16 protein-coding genes and 1 pseudogene are annotated in these 14,669 nt (G+C 71.7%); 13 read left to right on the top strand and 4 right to left on the bottom strand.

Annotation, left to right across the window (positions count from 1 at the left end; genetic code table 11):
• Window positions 1-26: 26 nt before the first annotated feature.
• Window positions 27-512: a Spy/CpxP family protein refolding chaperone gene (locus tag R2J75_RS11745; protein ID WP_316410238.1), complete on the bottom strand. Its 486-nt coding sequence runs from the start codon at window positions 510-512 to the stop codon at window positions 27-29.
• 247 nt (window positions 513-759) lie between these two features.
• On the opposite strand from R2J75_RS11745, the gene R2J75_RS11750 reads away from it, so the two are divergent.
• From R2J75_RS11750 to R2J75_RS11780, 7 genes are read left to right on the top strand one after another with little or no spacing between them, the layout of a single operon-like run.
• Window positions 760-1,317, top strand: a complete 558-nt coding sequence (locus R2J75_RS11750; protein ID WP_316410239.1) for an SCO family protein — start codon at window positions 760-762, stop codon at window positions 1,315-1,317.
• A complete protein-coding gene (locus tag R2J75_RS11755) occupies window positions 1,317-1,610 on the top strand; it encodes a hypothetical protein (protein ID WP_243335462.1) in 294 nt (97 codons plus the stop codon). Before R2J75_RS11750 ends, R2J75_RS11755 begins: the two co-directional genes overlap by 1 nt.
• The gene (locus R2J75_RS11760; protein ID WP_316410240.1) at window positions 1,594-2,727 is read left to right on the top strand and encodes an ABC transporter permease; all 1,134 of its coding nucleotides are present in this window, start codon (window positions 1,594-1,596) and stop codon (window positions 2,725-2,727) included. Before R2J75_RS11755 ends, R2J75_RS11760 begins: the two co-directional genes overlap by 17 nt.
• Window positions 2,724-3,398, top strand: coding sequence for an ABC transporter ATP-binding protein (locus R2J75_RS11765; protein ID WP_243335458.1), 675 nt, complete (start codon window positions 2,724-2,726; stop codon window positions 3,396-3,398). Before R2J75_RS11760 ends, R2J75_RS11765 begins: the two co-directional genes overlap by 4 nt.
• Window positions 3,398-4,393: a hypothetical protein gene (locus R2J75_RS11770; protein WP_243347448.1), complete on the top strand. Its 996-nt coding sequence runs from the start codon at window positions 3,398-3,400 to the stop codon at window positions 4,391-4,393. The genes R2J75_RS11765 and R2J75_RS11770 overlap by 1 nt, the downstream gene beginning before the upstream one ends.
• A gap of 7 nt (window positions 4,394-4,400) precedes the next feature.
• Window positions 4,401-4,946: a nitrous oxide reductase accessory protein NosL gene (locus R2J75_RS11775; protein WP_243335454.1), complete on the top strand. Its 546-nt coding sequence runs from the start codon at window positions 4,401-4,403 to the stop codon at window positions 4,944-4,946.
• Window positions 4,943-5,410 carry a nitrous oxide reductase accessory protein NosL gene (locus R2J75_RS11780; protein WP_243335452.1) on the top strand — a complete coding sequence of 156 codons (468 nt, stop codon included), beginning with the start codon at window positions 4,943-4,945 and terminating at the stop codon, window positions 5,408-5,410. The genes R2J75_RS11775 and R2J75_RS11780 overlap by 4 nt, the downstream gene beginning before the upstream one ends.
• 13 nt (window positions 5,411-5,423) lie before the next feature.
• On the opposite strand, the gene R2J75_RS11785 is transcribed toward R2J75_RS11780, so the two are convergent.
• On the bottom strand, window positions 5,424-6,050 hold the full coding sequence (locus R2J75_RS11785) for a hypothetical protein (protein WP_316410241.1): 627 nt from the start codon (window positions 6,048-6,050) through the stop codon (window positions 5,424-5,426).
• A 278-nt stretch (window positions 6,051-6,328) separates the two neighbouring features.
• On the opposite strand from R2J75_RS11785, the pseudogene R2J75_RS11790 reads away from it, so the two are divergent.
• Both R2J75_RS11790 and R2J75_RS11795 read left to right on the top strand, forming a co-directional pair.
• Window positions 6,329-7,053: pseudogene (locus tag R2J75_RS11790) on the top strand (IS5 family transposase); the annotation flags it as partial.
• Between the two features lie 41 nt (window positions 7,054-7,094).
• Entirely contained in the window at window positions 7,095-7,319 is a 225-nt protein-coding gene (locus R2J75_RS11795; RefSeq protein WP_316410242.1) for a GxxExxY protein, read from the top strand.
• Between the two features lie 116 nt (window positions 7,320-7,435).
• Here R2J75_RS11795 and R2J75_RS11800 read toward each other — a convergent pair whose 3' ends face one another.
• A complete protein-coding gene (locus R2J75_RS11800; RefSeq protein ID WP_279342019.1) occupies window positions 7,436-7,918 on the bottom strand; it encodes a MarR family winged helix-turn-helix transcriptional regulator in 483 nt (160 codons plus the stop codon).
• Between the two features lie 90 nt (window positions 7,919-8,008).
• Here R2J75_RS11800 and R2J75_RS11805 point away from each other — a divergent pair, with 90 nt between their 5' ends.
• Complete coding sequence (locus R2J75_RS11805) at window positions 8,009-9,289, top strand: DPP IV N-terminal domain-containing protein (protein WP_243333229.1); 1,281 nt, start codon at window positions 8,009-8,011, stop codon at window positions 9,287-9,289.
• A gap of 3 nt (window positions 9,290-9,292) precedes the next feature.
• Here the strand turns inward: R2J75_RS11805 and R2J75_RS11810 are convergent, their stop codons facing one another.
• Window positions 9,293-9,748, bottom strand: coding sequence for a bacteriohemerythrin (locus tag R2J75_RS11810; RefSeq protein WP_243333227.1), 456 nt, complete (start codon window positions 9,746-9,748; stop codon window positions 9,293-9,295).
• Between the two features lie 142 nt (window positions 9,749-9,890).
• Here R2J75_RS11810 and R2J75_RS11815 point away from each other — a divergent pair, with 142 nt between their 5' ends.
• From R2J75_RS11815 to R2J75_RS11825, 3 genes are read left to right on the top strand one after another with little or no spacing between them, the layout of a single operon-like run.
• Window positions 9,891-10,316, top strand: coding sequence for a MarR family winged helix-turn-helix transcriptional regulator (locus tag R2J75_RS11815; protein WP_243333225.1), 426 nt, complete (start codon window positions 9,891-9,893; stop codon window positions 10,314-10,316).
• A gap of 12 nt (window positions 10,317-10,328) precedes the next feature.
• Window positions 10,329-13,550 carry an efflux RND transporter permease subunit gene (locus tag R2J75_RS11820; protein ID WP_316410243.1) on the top strand — a complete coding sequence of 1,074 codons (3,222 nt, stop codon included), beginning with the start codon at window positions 10,329-10,331 and terminating at the stop codon, window positions 13,548-13,550.
• Window positions 13,547-14,659, top strand: coding sequence for an efflux RND transporter periplasmic adaptor subunit (locus tag R2J75_RS11825; RefSeq protein WP_243333220.1), 1,113 nt, complete (start codon window positions 13,547-13,549; stop codon window positions 14,657-14,659). The genes R2J75_RS11820 and R2J75_RS11825 overlap by 4 nt, the downstream gene beginning before the upstream one ends.
• The last annotated feature ends 10 nt before the right edge of the window (window positions 14,660-14,669 follow it).

The raw sequence follows: 14,669 nt of genomic DNA on the forward strand, positions 1-14,669 counted from the left end.
CGCCCACCCCTCCGCCCGGCCCTTGATCAACGGAGCGGGCAGTCGCCGGTGCCGCGGAGGCCCTGGCCGCGCCCCTGCCCCCGGCCCCGCCCCGGCCCGGGACCCGCCGCAGCGGCCGCGTCCCAGGCGGCTTTCTGCTCGGGGGTGAGCAGCCGCTCCCGTTCCAGGTGGAGGGCCCGCTGTTCCTCCAGGAGGGCGAGGTGGGCCTGGCTCTCCCGGTCCACCAGGGCGCGCAGGGGGGTCTTCCCGTCGCGCAGGGCCGTGTGGAGGGCCTGGCGGGCCTCCTGGAGGGCCTTGTGCTTGGCGTCGAGGCTGGCCTGGTGCTGGTCGGCCAGCTTCTTGAAGGCCGCCTGCTGCTCGGGGCTCAGGTTGGGCAGCTGGGCGCAGGCGCCCTGGGGACCGCCACAGGCGCCCCGGCGCCCCCCCCAGCCCTGGGCCGCGACGGGCAGGGCGAGGGCGAGGATGAGGCCGCCCAGCAGGATGCGGCCCGGATGAATGGGGTGATGGAACATGGTGCCTCCGATCGGCGGTCGTGCGATGGCCGCCTCGTCCCATTGGAGCCCCCCCGGACCGGATCGGCGGAGCCGGCCCGTCCAATCGCAGGATCCAGGGATCGAATCGCAGGAACCGGCCCTCCAACGGGGCCGGGCGGGGCGGGTTCCGGGCTTATACTCGGATCGTCCACCCCCGCCGCGCCCTCCGGGCACCCCGACCCCGGCTCCCGCACCCACCCTGCGGGATCCCCTTCCCCTGGTCCCCATGCCGATACCCCGCCCCCATCCCCTCCTCCCCGCCGCCGGGCTCCTCCTGGTGCTGGCCGCCTGCGGGGACCCGGCCCTGCCCCCCGGCGGGGACTTCACCCTGCAGGCCCCGGAGGGCGCCCTCGACACCCGGACGCTGCGCGGCTCGGCGCTCCTCGTGTGTTTCGGCTACGCCGCCTGCCCGGATCCGGTCCAGGCCCATGTGCGGGCCTGCGCCCAGGCCCTCCAGCGGTTGCCGGCCGACCAGCGCGCCCGGGTCCGGCTGCTCCTGGTGAGCAGCGATCCCTGGCGGGACACCCCGGCCCGCATGGGGGCCTACGCCGCCCTCCTGGATCCGGCCGTCACGGGCCTCACGGGCGCCCCCGAGGTGGTGGCCGCGGTGGAGCGGGCCTTCGGGGCCCCGGCGGTCCGGGGTCCGGCGGGCCCCGACGGCGGCTACGACGTGACCCACAGCCGGCGCATCCACGTGGTGGATCCCCGGGGGCGCCTCGCCGCCGTGCTGCCCGCCAACGCGGGGCCTGACCGGGTGCTCTCGGCCCTCCGGCGGGTCCTGTGATGCCCCGGGCCACCGCCTGGACCCTGGGCCTCCTGGCCCTCCTGGCCTGCGCCGTGGGCCTGGCGTGGGCCGACGGTCCCCGTCTCGCCCGGCGAAGGGCGCCGGCCCGTGCGGCCACGGCGGCCTTCGTGGCCCGCCACCGGCTCACGGACCTGGCCCTCTTCACCGAAGCGCCCCACACCCGGCATCCGGGCCTGGCCCTGCCCCACGACGCCCTTCCCGACGACCCCCTGCCCCTGGATCGCCACCCCAGCGGCAGCCTGCTCCCGCCCCCCCATGCCACCCTGGATTGAACGCCACCTCGGCTTCCTGGACCTTGCCCGGACCTCCCTCGCCCGCCGCTGGGGCCGCACCGCCGTCCTCCTCACGGTGCAGGCCCTGCTGGTCTTCCTGGTGGGATCCCTCCTGCTCCTGGCCGCCGCCCTCCGCCAGGAGGCCGCCGCCGCGCTGGCGGGGGCCCCGGAGCTCATCCTGCAACGGCGCCTGGCCGGGGCGCCGGCGCCCGTGCCCCCGGACTACCTGGCGTCGGTCGGCCCCCTGCGCGGCCTGGCGTCCGCCGAAGGCCGCCTCTGGGGGCACCTGGCCGACCCGGGCACCGGCGCCACCCTCACTGTGCGGGTGCCCGGGACGCCCCTGGCCCCCGGCACCGTCCAGGTGGGGCCCACCCTCGCCGCCCTCCGCGGGTGGCGGGCCGGGGACCGGATCGCCCTGCGGGACGCCAGCGGCGAGCCCCGCGTGTTCCAGGTGGCCGGCCTGCTGCCGGAGGCCGCGGCCCTGGCCAACGGCGACCTGGTCTTCATGGGCGAGGCGGATTTCCGGACCTTCTTCCGCTACCCCGAGGGGCACTGGACGGACCTGGCCCTCGCCGCGGGCAACCCCCGGGAAGCCCGCACCCTCGCCACCAAGCTGACCCGCCTCCTCCCCGACGCCCGGGTGGTCCTCCGGGAGGATCTGATCCGGGCCTACGGCGCCGTCCTGGATTGGCGCCAGGGCCTGGCCCTGGCCGCCCTGGGGGGCGCCCTCCTGGCCTTCGCCATCCTCGCCTGGGACCGGGCCTCGGGCCTGTCCGCCGAGGAGCGCCGGGAACTGGCGGTCCTGCGGGCCCTGGGCTGGGACCCCGGCCACCTCATCGCCCTCAAGGCCTGGGAGGGCGCGCTGGGGTCCCTGGCCGCCTTCGCCGTCGGGTACGTCGGGGCCCACGTCCATGTCTTCCATGCCGGAGGCCGCCTGCTGGAACCGGTCCTCCGGGGCTGGAGCCCCCTGCCCCCGCGCCTGGCGCTGATCCCCGCCGACACGGGCCCCGTCGTCCTCCTGCTCCTGGTGCTCACGGTGGCGCCCGCCGCCGCCGCGGCCCTCCTCCCCACCTGGCGCGCGGCCGCTTCCGAGCCGGCCGAGGGGATGCAGCCATGATCACCCTCGCCGGCGTCAGCAAAGCCTTCCATCCGGGCACCCCGGCGGAACACTGGGCCCTCCGGGACGTGGACCTGGCCCTGGAGCCCGGCCAGGTGACCGTGCTCACCGGCCCCAGCGGCGCGGGGAAGACCACCCTCCTGCTCTTGGCGGGCTGCCTGGCCAGGCCCACCTCCGGCCGGGTGCTTTTCCGGGGCGAGCCCATCTCCCACCTGGGCGAGCGCTTCCTGGCGGAGACCCGGAACCGGCACATCGGCTTCGTATTCCAGCAGTTCAACCTCCTCCCCGGCCGGTCGGCCCTCCAGAACGTCCTGCTTCCGGCCGTGCCCCTGGGCACCCCCTGGCGGGCCCGCCTGGACCGGGCCCAGGGCCTCCTGGAGACCCTGCAGGTGGGTCACCGGGCCCACGCCGAGGCCTCCCGCCTCTCCTCGGGGGAGCAGCAGCGGGTGGCCATCGCCCGGGCCCTCATGAACGACCCGGAGATCCTCCTGGCCGACGAGCCCACCGCCAACTTGGACGCCGCGGCGGCGGAGCGCTTCGTGGACCTCCTCGCCCGCCTCCACACCCGGGGCCGGACCCTCCTCCTCTCCAGCCACGACCCCCGGCTCGTGGCGAGCGGCGTCGCACACCGCACCCTCCGGCTCGCGGACGGGCGCCTGGAGGAGGCCTGATGCTCCTCCGGCCCCTGGCCCTCGCCGTGCTCGCGGCCGCCCTCACCGGGACCCTGCTCCTGGGGGCGGCCCTGCCCCATGCCTGGCGGGTGCTCCGGCGGTGGAACCCCGCGGACGCCGGCGAGGCCCAGGTGCGGCTGGAGCGGGACACCTGGCTCTTCCCCCCCCTGGCCGCCTTTGCCCTGGCCCTCCAGGCCCTGGCCCTGCCCCTCTTCCTGCTGGACGCGGACCGGGCTGCCGCCCTGTTGCCCGGCGCCATGTGCGCGGTGGGCACGCTCCGGGCCAGCGCCCTCGGCTTCCCCGCCCTCTTCACGCACCTGGCGCTGGTCCTCCTGGGGAGCGTCTGGCTGGCCCTCCACCGGATCGACGCCCGCACCCCGGGCGCGCCCCTGGCCCGGCCCCTGGCGGCCCTCCTGGGGGTCCTGGCCCCCCTGCAGGCGGCGGTCCTGGGCCTCCAGGCGGCCTTCTACGCGGACCTCGACCCGGCCCGGGTGACCTCCTGCTGCCAGACCCTCTTCGACCCCGCCACGGGCACGGCCGCGGGTGGGCTGGCGGCGTGGGCCCCGGGCCGCGCCCTGCCCGCCTTCATCGGGGCCCTCCTCCTGGCCGCGGCCCTGGCCTTCGCCTGCCTGCGCAAGCCCGCCCTGGGCCTCTGGGCGGCCCTGGCGGGCCTGGCCGCCGCGGCCGTGGCCTGCGCGGGCATCACCTCCTTCCTCGGCCCCTACGTGTACGAACTGCCCGGTCACCACTGCCCCTTCTGCCTCCTCCAGCCGGAGTACGCCCGCGTGGGCTGGCTCCTCTACCCGCCCCTCCTGGGCGCCACGGCCGCCGCCCTGGCCCTGGGCGCCCTGCACCCCCTCCGCGGCCGCTTCCAGGCTGCGCCGGCGGCGGCGGCCACGGCCCGCCGCCTCGCCTGGACCGCGGGGCTGGGCTTCCTGGCCTTCCTCGTCCTGTCCCTGGTCCTGATCGGGCGCTCCCGCCTGATCCTGCTCTGAGGTGCCCATGCGCTCCCTCGCCATCCTCGCCTTGTTGGCCCTTCCCTTGACCGCCCAGACCCCCTCGGCCCCGCCCGCCGCCGCGGCCCCCGCCGACGACCTGGCCCGGCACCCCCGCTGCGGGTTCTGCGGCATGGACCGGACGCGCTTCAGCGCCACCCGCATGCTGGTGGTGTACGCGGACGGCCACACCGAAGGCACCTGCTCCCTTCATTGCGCCGCCCTCGGCCTGGCCCTGAACCTGGACCGGGAGCCCGCCCGCCTGTGGGTCGGCGATCAGGGCGCCGGCACGGACCCCCGGCCCCTCCTGGACGCGGAGCAGGCCACCTTCCTCCTGGGCAGCCGCTTACCCGGCGTCATGACCGCCGTGAGCAAGGCGGCCTTCGCCTCCCGGGACGCGGCCCTCCGGGCCCAGGCGGCCCAGGGTGGGGAGCTGGCGACCTTCGAGCAGGCCCTCCAGGCCGCCTACGCGGACATGGCCAAGGATGTGGCCCGCATCCGCAAAATGCGGGCGGAGCGCAAGCGCCACGCCCAGCCCGCGGCCAAGCCATGAGGCGCCTCGCCGCCTTCGTCGCCAGCGCCGTGCTCCTGGCGGACCCCGGGCCGCCCCCCGTGGGACCCAAGGCCGCCTGCCCCGTCTGCGGCATGCGGGTCACCCCGCACGGGGCCTGGGTGGCGTCCCTCACCTGGCAGGACGGCAGCGCCTCCCACTTCGATGGCGCCAAGGACCTGTTCAAGTTCCTCGCCGCTCCCGCCCGGTACCTCCCCGGCCGGAAGCGGGAGGCCGTGGCCGCCCTCCACGTGCGGGAGTACTACGGCCTGAAGCCCATCCGCGCCGAGGCGGCCTGGTACGTCGTGGGCTCCGACACCCTCGGGCCCATGGGCCACGAACTCGTGCCCCTGGCGACGGAGGCCGACGCCCGCGAGTTCCTCCGGGACCACGGCGGCCGCCGCATCCTCCGCTTCCCCCAGGTCGACGCCGCGGTCCTGGCGGGGCTGGACGCCGGAAGGTTCTGAGCCGGGAATCGGATCACCTTTCAAGGTTGCAGAATTCAGCCAGTTTCCTGGCCGCATCCCTGGCGGGATTTCCAGCCGGGAATGCGGCCTCAACGGACATTTTCGAATAGGGTGAAGCCCGGATTTTCACCGCTACGGCTTCTGATCCAGCGACAAGTTTACGAATGATTTTGATCATTTTCTGGTGCGGCACATCCCCCGCCATGGCAATGAACCCGAGGGCAGAGCCATCCACATCGGGGAGGCCGCACTTCCTCATCACAATGCCACTGAATTTCGCAACATAGGGTTCCGGCCCCTCGACCCGGACCTCCAGCAGGGCTTGACGCTCATTCTGCGCGTTCATCCGGAAGTCATCCCAGGGAAAGGCCGGATGCTTTGACCTCAATGCATTCACGTTTCCAATATAAAGGCTCATCCCGAGGACATGCGAAGTGGCATGGCTGCCATAGATCACAAGCGCGGAATCCAGGTATCCGTTTCGCGTTTTCAATTTTCCCCGAACCCAGATCTGGCGCAGGGACGCCGATTCAATGCCCTTTTCCCTGGGAGCTGCGAACGCCCAGCCTTCCTCCCCCAGGCCCGGGATCGAGAACGTTAGCATCATCAATAGGACTATGATTTTATCCATGTGATTCAAGGGTCTCCAGGCAAGGAGTCATGGCTATACGACGCCCGGTGATCAAGCGTTACATCATTATAATTATTTGAATTCCGGGCGCACCCATCCGGGCCTCGCCCTGTACCGGCCCTTGGATTCCCGCATCCTGAGGCGCGGTTCCTCCCGATCGCAGCTTCGCTAGGCTGTGTTCGGAATCTATAGATTAGATAAATAGTTAACTTGTACTCATACGTAAAGGCTCGTACACCACGAATTTTCCTGGGGTAACGATGCCGAGACGTTTCCTGACCGATGCCATGTGGGCAAAGCTTGAACCGCTCCTTCCGCCAGAGCGTGGAGGGATGGGGCGATCCCGTCACCCCAACCGTCCCATGGTGGAGGCGATCCCGTGGAGGCACAGGACTGGGGCGCCGTGGAGGGACCTGCCGGAGGAATTTGGACCTTGGACAAGCGTGTACACGCGATTTGAGGCCTGGACCAAGCGCGGCGTGTGGCAAAGGATCCTGGAGCTCCTGCGCAAGGAAGCCGACCTGGAGTGGGTCATGCCGGATGGCACCATCATTCGCGCTCATCAACCTTCAGCAGGCAAAAGGGGGGGCTCTGGAACCAGGCGCTCGGACGATCTCGGGGTGGATGCTCGACCAAGATCCATTTGATCTGCGATGCCCACGGTAATCCTTTGGATTTCATGGTCACTCCGGGGCAAGCCCATGGAAGCCGGTCTGCTGAAGGATTGCTGTGCGGTTGGCAGGCAGAGTACGTGTTCGGAGATCGGGCCTACGATGGGAACCCGGTAAGGAAGGCGATCGAGGCCATGGGTGCGACAGCCGTCATCCCACCTCATCCCCGGCGCAAGAATCCGGCGGCCTGGGTCTCACACCTATACAAGGCCCGCCATGCCATCGAGCATGGGTTCGCCAAGCTCAAACAGTTCAGGGCGCTGGCCACCAGGTTCGACAAAACGGCGCGAAGTTTCTCAGCCCAGGTGGCTTTGGCCTGCATCGTGATCTGGCTGAGGCTATGAGCGGAGGGTGACAAGCGTTCCGGATCCTCATTGATCCTATGAAACGCGGAGGCGCGGAGGATCTCGCAGAGGGTCGCGGAGGAAAGCGCTCCTGGAACCTGCCCCTGGATATCGAGTGGAGGGGGCTTGTGGTTGAGCGGGCCTACCGGCTGGATTTGCTGGTTGACGACCTCGTGGTCGTGGAGGCTAAGGCGGAATGGAGAGGGCTTGATCCTTTCTCCGCGAGCCTCAGCGAGATCCTCCGCGCCTCCGCGTTCCAATAGGATGCTGCGAATGCGCGGCGCCATCAGGCACTGCAGCACAGACTCACTATTCCAGCTCCTCCATGCTCCGGCACGGATGGGTATTAGCCATTACTATCCTAGATTACGAACACACCCTAGGCGAAGAAGAACGGCGCCTCCAGGTCCTCGGCCTGCATCACCTGGACGAGGGTGCGCAGGGCCCCGCGGAGGGTCTCCACCTGCTCCCGCTCCAGGGCCTCCAGGCCGGCCAGGAGGTGGCCCTGGGCCGGATGGGGCGCGGCGATGAGGAGGGCCTCGCCCCGGGGGGTGGGGACCAGGGACACCCGTCGCCGGTCGGCGGGATCCGGGTTCCGGACCACCAGGCCCTTGAGGACGAGGCGGTCCACCACGCCCACGACGGTGCTGGGGTCCAGCTTCATGCGGGCGGCCAGGTCCTTCAGGGCGCAGGGGCCGCTCCGGCCCAGCTCCCACAGGGCCCAGAGCTGGGGACCGGTGAGCCCGAAGCGGCGCTCCACGGACCGGGAGTAGGTCTCCAGGGCCTTAACGACCAGGCGGAGGTCCTGCATGCAGGCCTGGACGAGCTCGTGCTGGGTTTCGACGGCGGATTCCGTGGGCATGGGGAACAGTTTGTATTGCAAATCAAATTTCGGCAACGTACGGTGGAATGGGCGTGGGCTGTCCCGCGCCCCTTCCTGGACAGGCTCCCCATGATGCTGCGCTCCCTAGCCAACCGTGGGCTCCGGCTTCCGCTGATGGCGCTGGCCCTGGCCGCCCTCCCCGGGGCCCCCGCCCAGGCGGCGGATGGCCGCGGCACCCTGCGCCGCCTGGCGGTGCTGCTCCAGGCCGCGCCCGGGGCGGGCGTGGGCCGGGAGATCGCGGCCGAGATCCACGCCACCGCCCTGGCGGATCTCCAGGCCTCCGGGGCCTTCCGCCAGGTGGAGGCGGCCGGCGCCGATCACCGCGAACCGGGCGGCGGCCTCCTCCTGAAGGTGGCCCCCCGGGCCGGCGCCGCCGGGACCCTCCTCCTGGAGGCGCTCTGCCTCGAGCCCGCCACCCACCGCATCCTCTGGAAGCGCGCCTTCCAGGGCCCCGTGGGCGCGGCGCGGCGCATGGCCCACCGCGTGGCGGACGATCTGGTCGGCCTCGTGACCGGGGTCCCCGGCGCCGCCGACAGCGCCTTCGTGTTCGCCAAGGACCTGCCCCGGGGCATCCGGGAGATCCACGCCGTCGCCCGGGACGGCTCCGGGGAGCGGCCCCTGACGGCCTTCCAGAGCCTCACCGACTACCCCGCCCTGTCCGCGGACGGCCGACTGGCCGTGGTCTCGTACAAGGCCGGTCCCCCCCAGATCTGGGCCCAGCGGACCCCCCAGGCGCCCCTCGTCCCCCTGAGCTCCCACACGCCCACCCGCGGCATGGGGATCCGGGACCTGGCCTGGTCCCCGGACGGCCGGCTCATCGCCTTTGTCCAGGACACCCCCCGGGGCCTCTCGGGCATCCAGACCCTCGATCCCGCCACCACCGCCCGCACCGCCCTGACCCCCGGGGATCACCTGGACACCTGCCCCACCTGGAGCCCGGACAGCCAGCGGCTGGCCTTCGTGTCTGACCGGGCGGGCGTGGCCCAGGTGTTCGTCCAGGACCTGCACGGCGGCCAACCCCGTCAGCTCACCCGGGACGGGGCCCCCAAGGTGGCCGCCGCCTGGAGCCCCCTGGGCGACCGCATCGCCGTCGCGGCCCGGCAGGACGGCGCCACCCGCCTCCTCCTCCTGGCCCCGGACGGCACCGGGGTGACGGAGGTGGCCCGCTGGTCCCAGACCGTGCGCGGGCTCCGCTGGTCTCCCGACGGGCGCTCCCTCCTGGTGGAGATCCAGGACGGCGGGCGCAGCCGGTTCCTCATCGCCGAGCCCGGCGGCAAGGTCCAGCCGGCCGATGGCCTCCCGACGGGCGCCCGCGGCCCGCTGTGGGTCAAGCTGGCCACCGCGGGCTGAGGCTCAGCCCAGGGGCAGCCGCCCCGGCACCTTGCGCAGCTCCTGGACGAACTGGCGGTCGCAGCCCTGGATGTGGGGCACCAGCCAGTTCTTCAGGAAGGTGGGCAGGGCCAGGCCGCTGAGGGTTCCGTTCTTGAACTGGCGCAGGAGGTCCTGGCAGGTGGCGAGGAGTTCGGCGTGCTGGGCGGCGTGGCGCTCCAGCCCCCCGTAGCCCGCCTCGGCCATGAAGGCCTCCTCCCGCTGGAAGTGATCGCGGGCCGTCTGCACGAGCAGATCCATGACCCGGTAGGCCTCGTTGCGGTCGCCCCGGGCGGCGATGATCGCCTCCACCTCGGTCACGAGCGCCGCCAGCTGCCGGTGGTCCTCGTCCATGGGCTCGTGGCCCGTGGCATGGTCCCGCGGGGTCCAGGCAAAGGGGAGCGCCCCGGCTTTAGAGTTGGACTTCGAAAAAAACCACATCGGGAAACCATGCCATAACCCCCGCCGGGGGCCAATGCATTTCCCGTCCCGGGAATGGCCGCTTGGCATGTCGCCAGCCATTTGGTCATACTTGTTGCTTATGCAACTCCAGGTCCCTTGGGAAGAGGCCAGCCTACCCCTCATGCTCACGGTCGTCCGCAGCCGGCTGCGGCAGGTCTCCTGGCGGCTCTTGGCCCCCTACGGGGTGACCCCCCAGCAGTACCAGGTCCTGCGCGTCCTCTCCGACGCGCCGGGCCTCTGCCACAGCGACTTGGCGGGGGCCCTCGGCCTGGACAAGCCCACCGCCACCCGGATCCTGCAGAACCTGCGGCGCAAGGGCTGGGTCGAGGCCCGGGCCTGCCCCGGCCACGGTCGCCGGCTCCACCTGGAACTGACGGAGGCCGGCCTGGCCCTTGTCGGTCGTCTGGACGCCTTCCGGAAGACCGTGCGGGAGGGCCTGGAAGCGGACATGTCTCCGGCCGAGCGCCAAGCCGTCCGGGACCTCCTTTTCAAATTGAAGCTCAACCTCGACCGCCTGGACGAAGTCCCGGTGATTGAACGTCCCTGAGGTCGTCCCACCATGTGGATCGTACGTCTCGCCCTGCGCCGCCCCTACACCATCGCCGTGATGTGCATGCTCCTGCTCCTCATGGGCGTGCTCTCCATGCGCCGCATGCAGGTGGACATCTTCCCCAGCATCGACATCCCCGTGGTGACGGTGGTGTGGAGCTACGGCGGCATGACGCCCGAGGAGATGGAACGGCGGGTGGTGGCCGTCAGCGAGCGGTCCATGTCCACCTCCGTCAACGGCATCGAGCGCATCGAATCCCAGAGCATCCAGGGCATCGGCATCCTCCGGGTCTACTTCCAGCCCGGCACCGACATCGGGGCGGCCATCGCCCAGATCGCCTCGACGAGCTCGACGATCCTCCGCATCCTCCCGCCGGGCATGACGCCCCCCAGCATCATCCAGTTCAACGCCAGCAACGTCCCCGTCGTCCAGCTCACGGCGCGCAGCGACAGCCTCTCGGAGCAGCAGGTCTACGACCACGCCCTCAACTTCATCCGGCTCCGGCTGTTCACGATCCCGGGCCTGTCCACCCCCGGGCCCTTCGGCGGCCGCGGCCGCCAGATCTCCATGGACATCGATCCCGACAAGCTGGCCGCCCGGGGCCTCAGCCCCGCCGACGTGGTGACGGCCATCTCCAGCGAGAACGTCATCGTCCCCGCGGGCGTGGCCCGCCTCGGCGCCCGCGAACTGCCGGTCCTCACCAATTCCAATCCCTCGAAGGTGGAGGACCTGCGGGCCCTGCCCCTCAAGCTCGTCAACGGGTCTCCCGTCTACCTCCGGGACGTCGCCCGGGTCTACGACGGGTTCTCGGACCAGACGAACATCGTCCGCATCAACGGCTCCCGGGCCACCTACCTGGCCATCCTCAAGAAGGCCGACGCCAGCACCCTGGCCGTGGTGGACGCGGCCAAGGAGATCCTCCCCGTCATCAAGGCCGCGGCCCCCCAGGGCCTGGAGCTCAAGTTCGACTTCGACCAGAGCCAGTTCGTGCGGGGCGCCATCTCGGACGTGGTGAAGGAGGCCTTCATCGCCTCCGTCCTCGTCTCGCTGATGATCCTGTTCTTCCTGGGGTCGGGCCGGTCCATGCTCCTGGTCTGCACCAGCATCCCCCTCGCCATCTTCGCCGGCATCATCGGCCTGAAGGTCTCCGGCCAGACCATGAACATCATGACCCTCGGCGGCCTGAGCCTGGCCATCGGCATGCTGGTGGACGACGCCACCGTGGAGGTGGAGAACATCCACCGCAACCAGGCGATGGGCAAGCCGCTGACGGTGGCCATCCTGGACGGGGCCAGCCAGATCGCGGTGCCCGCCATCGTGGCGACGCTGGCGATCTGCATCGTGTTCTTCCCGGTCGTCCTCCTCGTGGGCCCGGCCAAGTACCTCTTCACCCCCCTGGCCATGGCCGTCGTCTACTCCATGCTGGCCTCGTACCTCCTGAGCCGGACCCTGGTGCCGACCCTGGCGCGCATGCTGCTGGAGCACGACCACCACGACCCCGCCGGCCGCATGGGGCGCTTCAACGCCTGGCGCGAGCGCGGCTTCGGGCGCTTCCAGGACGCCTACGGACGCCTCCTGGACAAGGTCCTGCACCACCGGGTCTTCGTGCTGGCCCTGGCCAGCGCCTTCGCCCTCGTCAGCACCGGCCTCCTCCTGGTGCTGGGCCGCGACTTCTTCCCCGCCGTGGACGTCGGCCTCATGAAGCTCCACGTGCGGGCCCCCTCCGGCACGCGCCTGGAGCAGACCGAGGTCCTCGTCGCCCAGGTGGAGCAGGCCATTCGCGACGCCGTCCCCGTCCGCGACCTGGCCACCGTGAACAGCAACATCGGCGTCCCGGGCCCCTTCAACCTGAGCATGATCCCGTCCGACAACGTCACCAGCGCCGACGCCGACGTCTTCGTGTCGCTCAACCACGGCCACCGCCCCACCCAGGCCTACATGCGTTCCCTGCGGGAGGAGCTGCCGAAGCGCTTCCCGGGGGTCTCCTTCTACTTCCAGCCCGCCGACATCGTCAGCCAGGTGCTCAACTTCGGCGTGCCCGCCCCCATCGACATCCAGGTCGAGGGCAACAACCTCGTCGCCAACGCCGAGGTGGCCCGCCGCATCGAGGCGTCTGTCCGCCAGGTTCCCGGCGCGGTGGACGTGCGGCTCAAGCAGGTGGTCAACGGCCCCGGCTACCGGGTGAACGTGGACCGGGTCCGGGCCGCCCAGCTCGGGCTCAACCAGCAGGCCGTGGCCAACGGGCTCCTGGTGTCCCTGTCCGGCAACGGCCAGCTGGCCCCCTCCTGGTTCCTGGATCCGGTGACGGGCGTCAACTACACCGTGGCCGTCAAGACGCCCCTGGCCCGCATGGCCAGCCCCGGCGACCTCATGTCGACGCCGTTCAGCCTCCCCGGCGGGAACGCGCTCCTGCAGGCCGGGAACGCGCCCGTGGGCCCCGCCGCCCAGGCCACCTTCGAACCCCTGTCCAACTTCGCCTCCCTCCAGCGCATCTCCGTTCCGACCGAGATCAACCATTTCACCGTCCAGCGCGTGCTGGACGTGATGGCCAACGTCGAGGGCCGGGACCTGGGGGCCGTCATGGCCGACATCCAGAAGCAGGTGAAGGGCCTGGGCCAGCTCCCCCCGGGGACCCGGATCCGGGTGCGGGGCCAGTTCGAGGTGATGGTGGAGGCCTTCACGAACCTGGGCGGAGGCCTGGTCATCGCCATCGTCCTGGTCTACCTGCTCATGGCCGTCCTCTACCAGAGCTGGCTGGACCCCTTCATCATCCTCTTCGCCGTGCCGGGCGCCCTCGTCGGCATCCTGTGGATGCTGGCGGCCACGGGCACCACCCTCAACGTGGAGTCGATGATGGGCGCCATCATGGCCGTCGGCATCGCCACCTCCAACTCCATCCTCCTGGTCAGCTTCGCCAACGACGTGCGCGTCGCCAACCCGGGGATGACGGCGCTGGAGGCGGCGCGGGCCGCGGGGCGGACCCGCCTGCGTCCCGTCCTGATGACCGCCCTGGCCATGATCCTGGGCATGATCCCCATGGCCCTGGCCCTGGGCGAGGCCGGAAGCCAGAACGCGCCCCTCGGGCGCGCCGTGATCGGGGGCCTCCTCATGGCCACGGTCGTCACCCTCTTCATCGTGCCCGTGGTCTACAGCCTCTTCCGCAAGAAGCCGCCCACGGCCCACCTCCTGGACGAGAAATTCAACACCGAGCAGCAAGGGAGTGAAGCATGACCGCCGACACCAGCTTTTCCCGGTTCCGCCTGGGGGGCGTCGCGCTCCTCGCGGCGGCGGCCGCCGCCATCGGCGTCCTCTGGGCCTTCCAGCGCGCCGGCGTGGCGCGCGAGGCGGCCCACCTCCGCGCGAACGAGGAGGCGGGGCCCCGCGTCCGCGTCGCCCGCGTGGGCGGCGGTGGCGACACCGGCGCCCTCGAGTTGAACGGCGACGCCCTGCCCTGGGAGTCCACCACCCTCTACGCCAAGGCGAGCGGCTTCCTGCGCGAGATCCGCGTGGACAAGGGCACCCGCGTCGCCAAGGGCCAGGTGCTGGCCGTCATCGAATCCAGCGAAGTGAACACCGACGCCCGGGCCCTCAAGGCCGACGCGGAGAACAAGCGCCGCTACGCCGAGCGCCTGAAGAAGCTCTCCCAGGACGGCGTCATCAGCAGCCGCGACCTGGAGGACGCCGAAGCCGCCGCCCGCATCGCCGAGGAGAAGCTCGCCTCCCAGAAGGCGCTGCAGGGCTACCTCACCGTCACCGCCCCCTTCGCGGGCGTCATCACCCAGCGGTTCGCGGACCCCGGCGCCCTCATCCAGAACGCCGGCAGCAGCACCTCGGCCCAGCCCGTCGTCGCCCTGGCGCACGTGGAGCGCCTGCGGGTGACCTTCTACCTGGACCAGGCCGTGGCGGCGCGGGTGAAGCCCGGCCAGGCCGTCACGGTCCGTCCCATCGACCGCCCCGACCTCACCCGCCAGGTGACCGTGGCCCGGTTCTCCGGCGCCCTCGATCCCCGGACCCGGACCCGCCTGGCCGAGGCGGACCTGGACAACCGGGACGGGGCCTTCGTGCCCGGCGGCGCGGTGATCGTGGGCCTCGCCCTGCCCCGGGAGGCGAACCGCCTCGAGATCCCCTCCGAGGCCGTCCTGACCCGGGGGGACAAGACCTTCGCGGCCGTCGTCGGCCCGGACCAGCGCCTTGTCGTCCGTCCCGTCGCCCTGGGCGAGGACAACGGGAGCCGGGTGCGCGTCCTCCAGGGGCTCCAGGCCGGAGACCGGGTGGTGCTGAATCCGCCGGTCACCCTCAAGGACGGGGACCGGGTCCAGCCGGTGGACGTCAAGGGCTGAGCGCCCGGGG

The organism is Mesoterricola sediminis (assembly GCF_030295425.1).
GTDB lineage: Bacteria > Acidobacteriota > Holophagae > Holophagales > Holophagaceae > Mesoterricola > Mesoterricola sediminis.

What these genes read in the sequence shown, in the direction of transcription:
- R2J75_RS11780 (WP_243335452.1), top strand. Translation starts at nt 4,943, where the DNA reads ATGAGGCGCCTCGCCGCCTTCGTCGCCAGCGCCGTGCTCCTGGCGGAC.
- R2J75_RS11805 (WP_243333229.1), top strand. Translation starts at nt 8,009, where the DNA reads ATGATGCTGCGCTCCCTAGCCAACCGTGGGCTCCGGCTTCCGCTGATG.
- R2J75_RS11815 (WP_243333225.1), top strand. Translation starts at nt 9,891, where the DNA reads ATGCTCACGGTCGTCCGCAGCCGGCTGCGGCAGGTCTCCTGGCGGCTC.
- R2J75_RS11825 (WP_243333220.1), top strand. Translation starts at nt 13,547, where the DNA reads ATGACCGCCGACACCAGCTTTTCCCGGTTCCGCCTGGGGGGCGTCGCG.
- R2J75_RS11820 (WP_316410243.1), top strand. Translation starts at nt 10,329, where the DNA reads ATGTGGATCGTACGTCTCGCCCTGCGCCGCCCCTACACCATCGCCGTG.
- R2J75_RS11795 (WP_316410242.1), top strand. Translation starts at nt 7,095, where the DNA reads ATGAAACGCGGAGGCGCGGAGGATCTCGCAGAGGGTCGCGGAGGAAAG.
- R2J75_RS11765 (WP_243335458.1), top strand. Translation starts at nt 2,724, where the DNA reads ATGATCACCCTCGCCGGCGTCAGCAAAGCCTTCCATCCGGGCACCCCG.
- R2J75_RS11770 (WP_243347448.1), top strand. Translation starts at nt 3,398, where the DNA reads ATGCTCCTCCGGCCCCTGGCCCTCGCCGTGCTCGCGGCCGCCCTCACC.
- R2J75_RS11775 (WP_243335454.1), top strand. Translation starts at nt 4,401, where the DNA reads ATGCGCTCCCTCGCCATCCTCGCCTTGTTGGCCCTTCCCTTGACCGCC.
- R2J75_RS11760 (WP_316410240.1), top strand. Translation starts at nt 1,594, where the DNA reads ATGCCACCCTGGATTGAACGCCACCTCGGCTTCCTGGACCTTGCCCGG.
- R2J75_RS11755 (WP_243335462.1), top strand. Translation starts at nt 1,317, where the DNA reads ATGCCCCGGGCCACCGCCTGGACCCTGGGCCTCCTGGCCCTCCTGGCC.
- R2J75_RS11750 (WP_316410239.1), top strand. Translation starts at nt 760, where the DNA reads ATGCCGATACCCCGCCCCCATCCCCTCCTCCCCGCCGCCGGGCTCCTC.
- R2J75_RS11745 (WP_316410238.1), bottom strand. Translation starts at nt 512, where the DNA reads ATGTTCCATCACCCCATTCATCCGGGCCGCATCCTGCTGGGCGGCCTC.
- R2J75_RS11810 (WP_243333227.1), bottom strand. Translation starts at nt 9,748, where the DNA reads ATGTGGTTTTTTTCGAAGTCCAACTCTAAAGCCGGGGCGCTCCCCTTT.
- R2J75_RS11800 (WP_279342019.1), bottom strand. Translation starts at nt 7,918, where the DNA reads ATGCCCACGGAATCCGCCGTCGAAACCCAGCACGAGCTCGTCCAGGCC.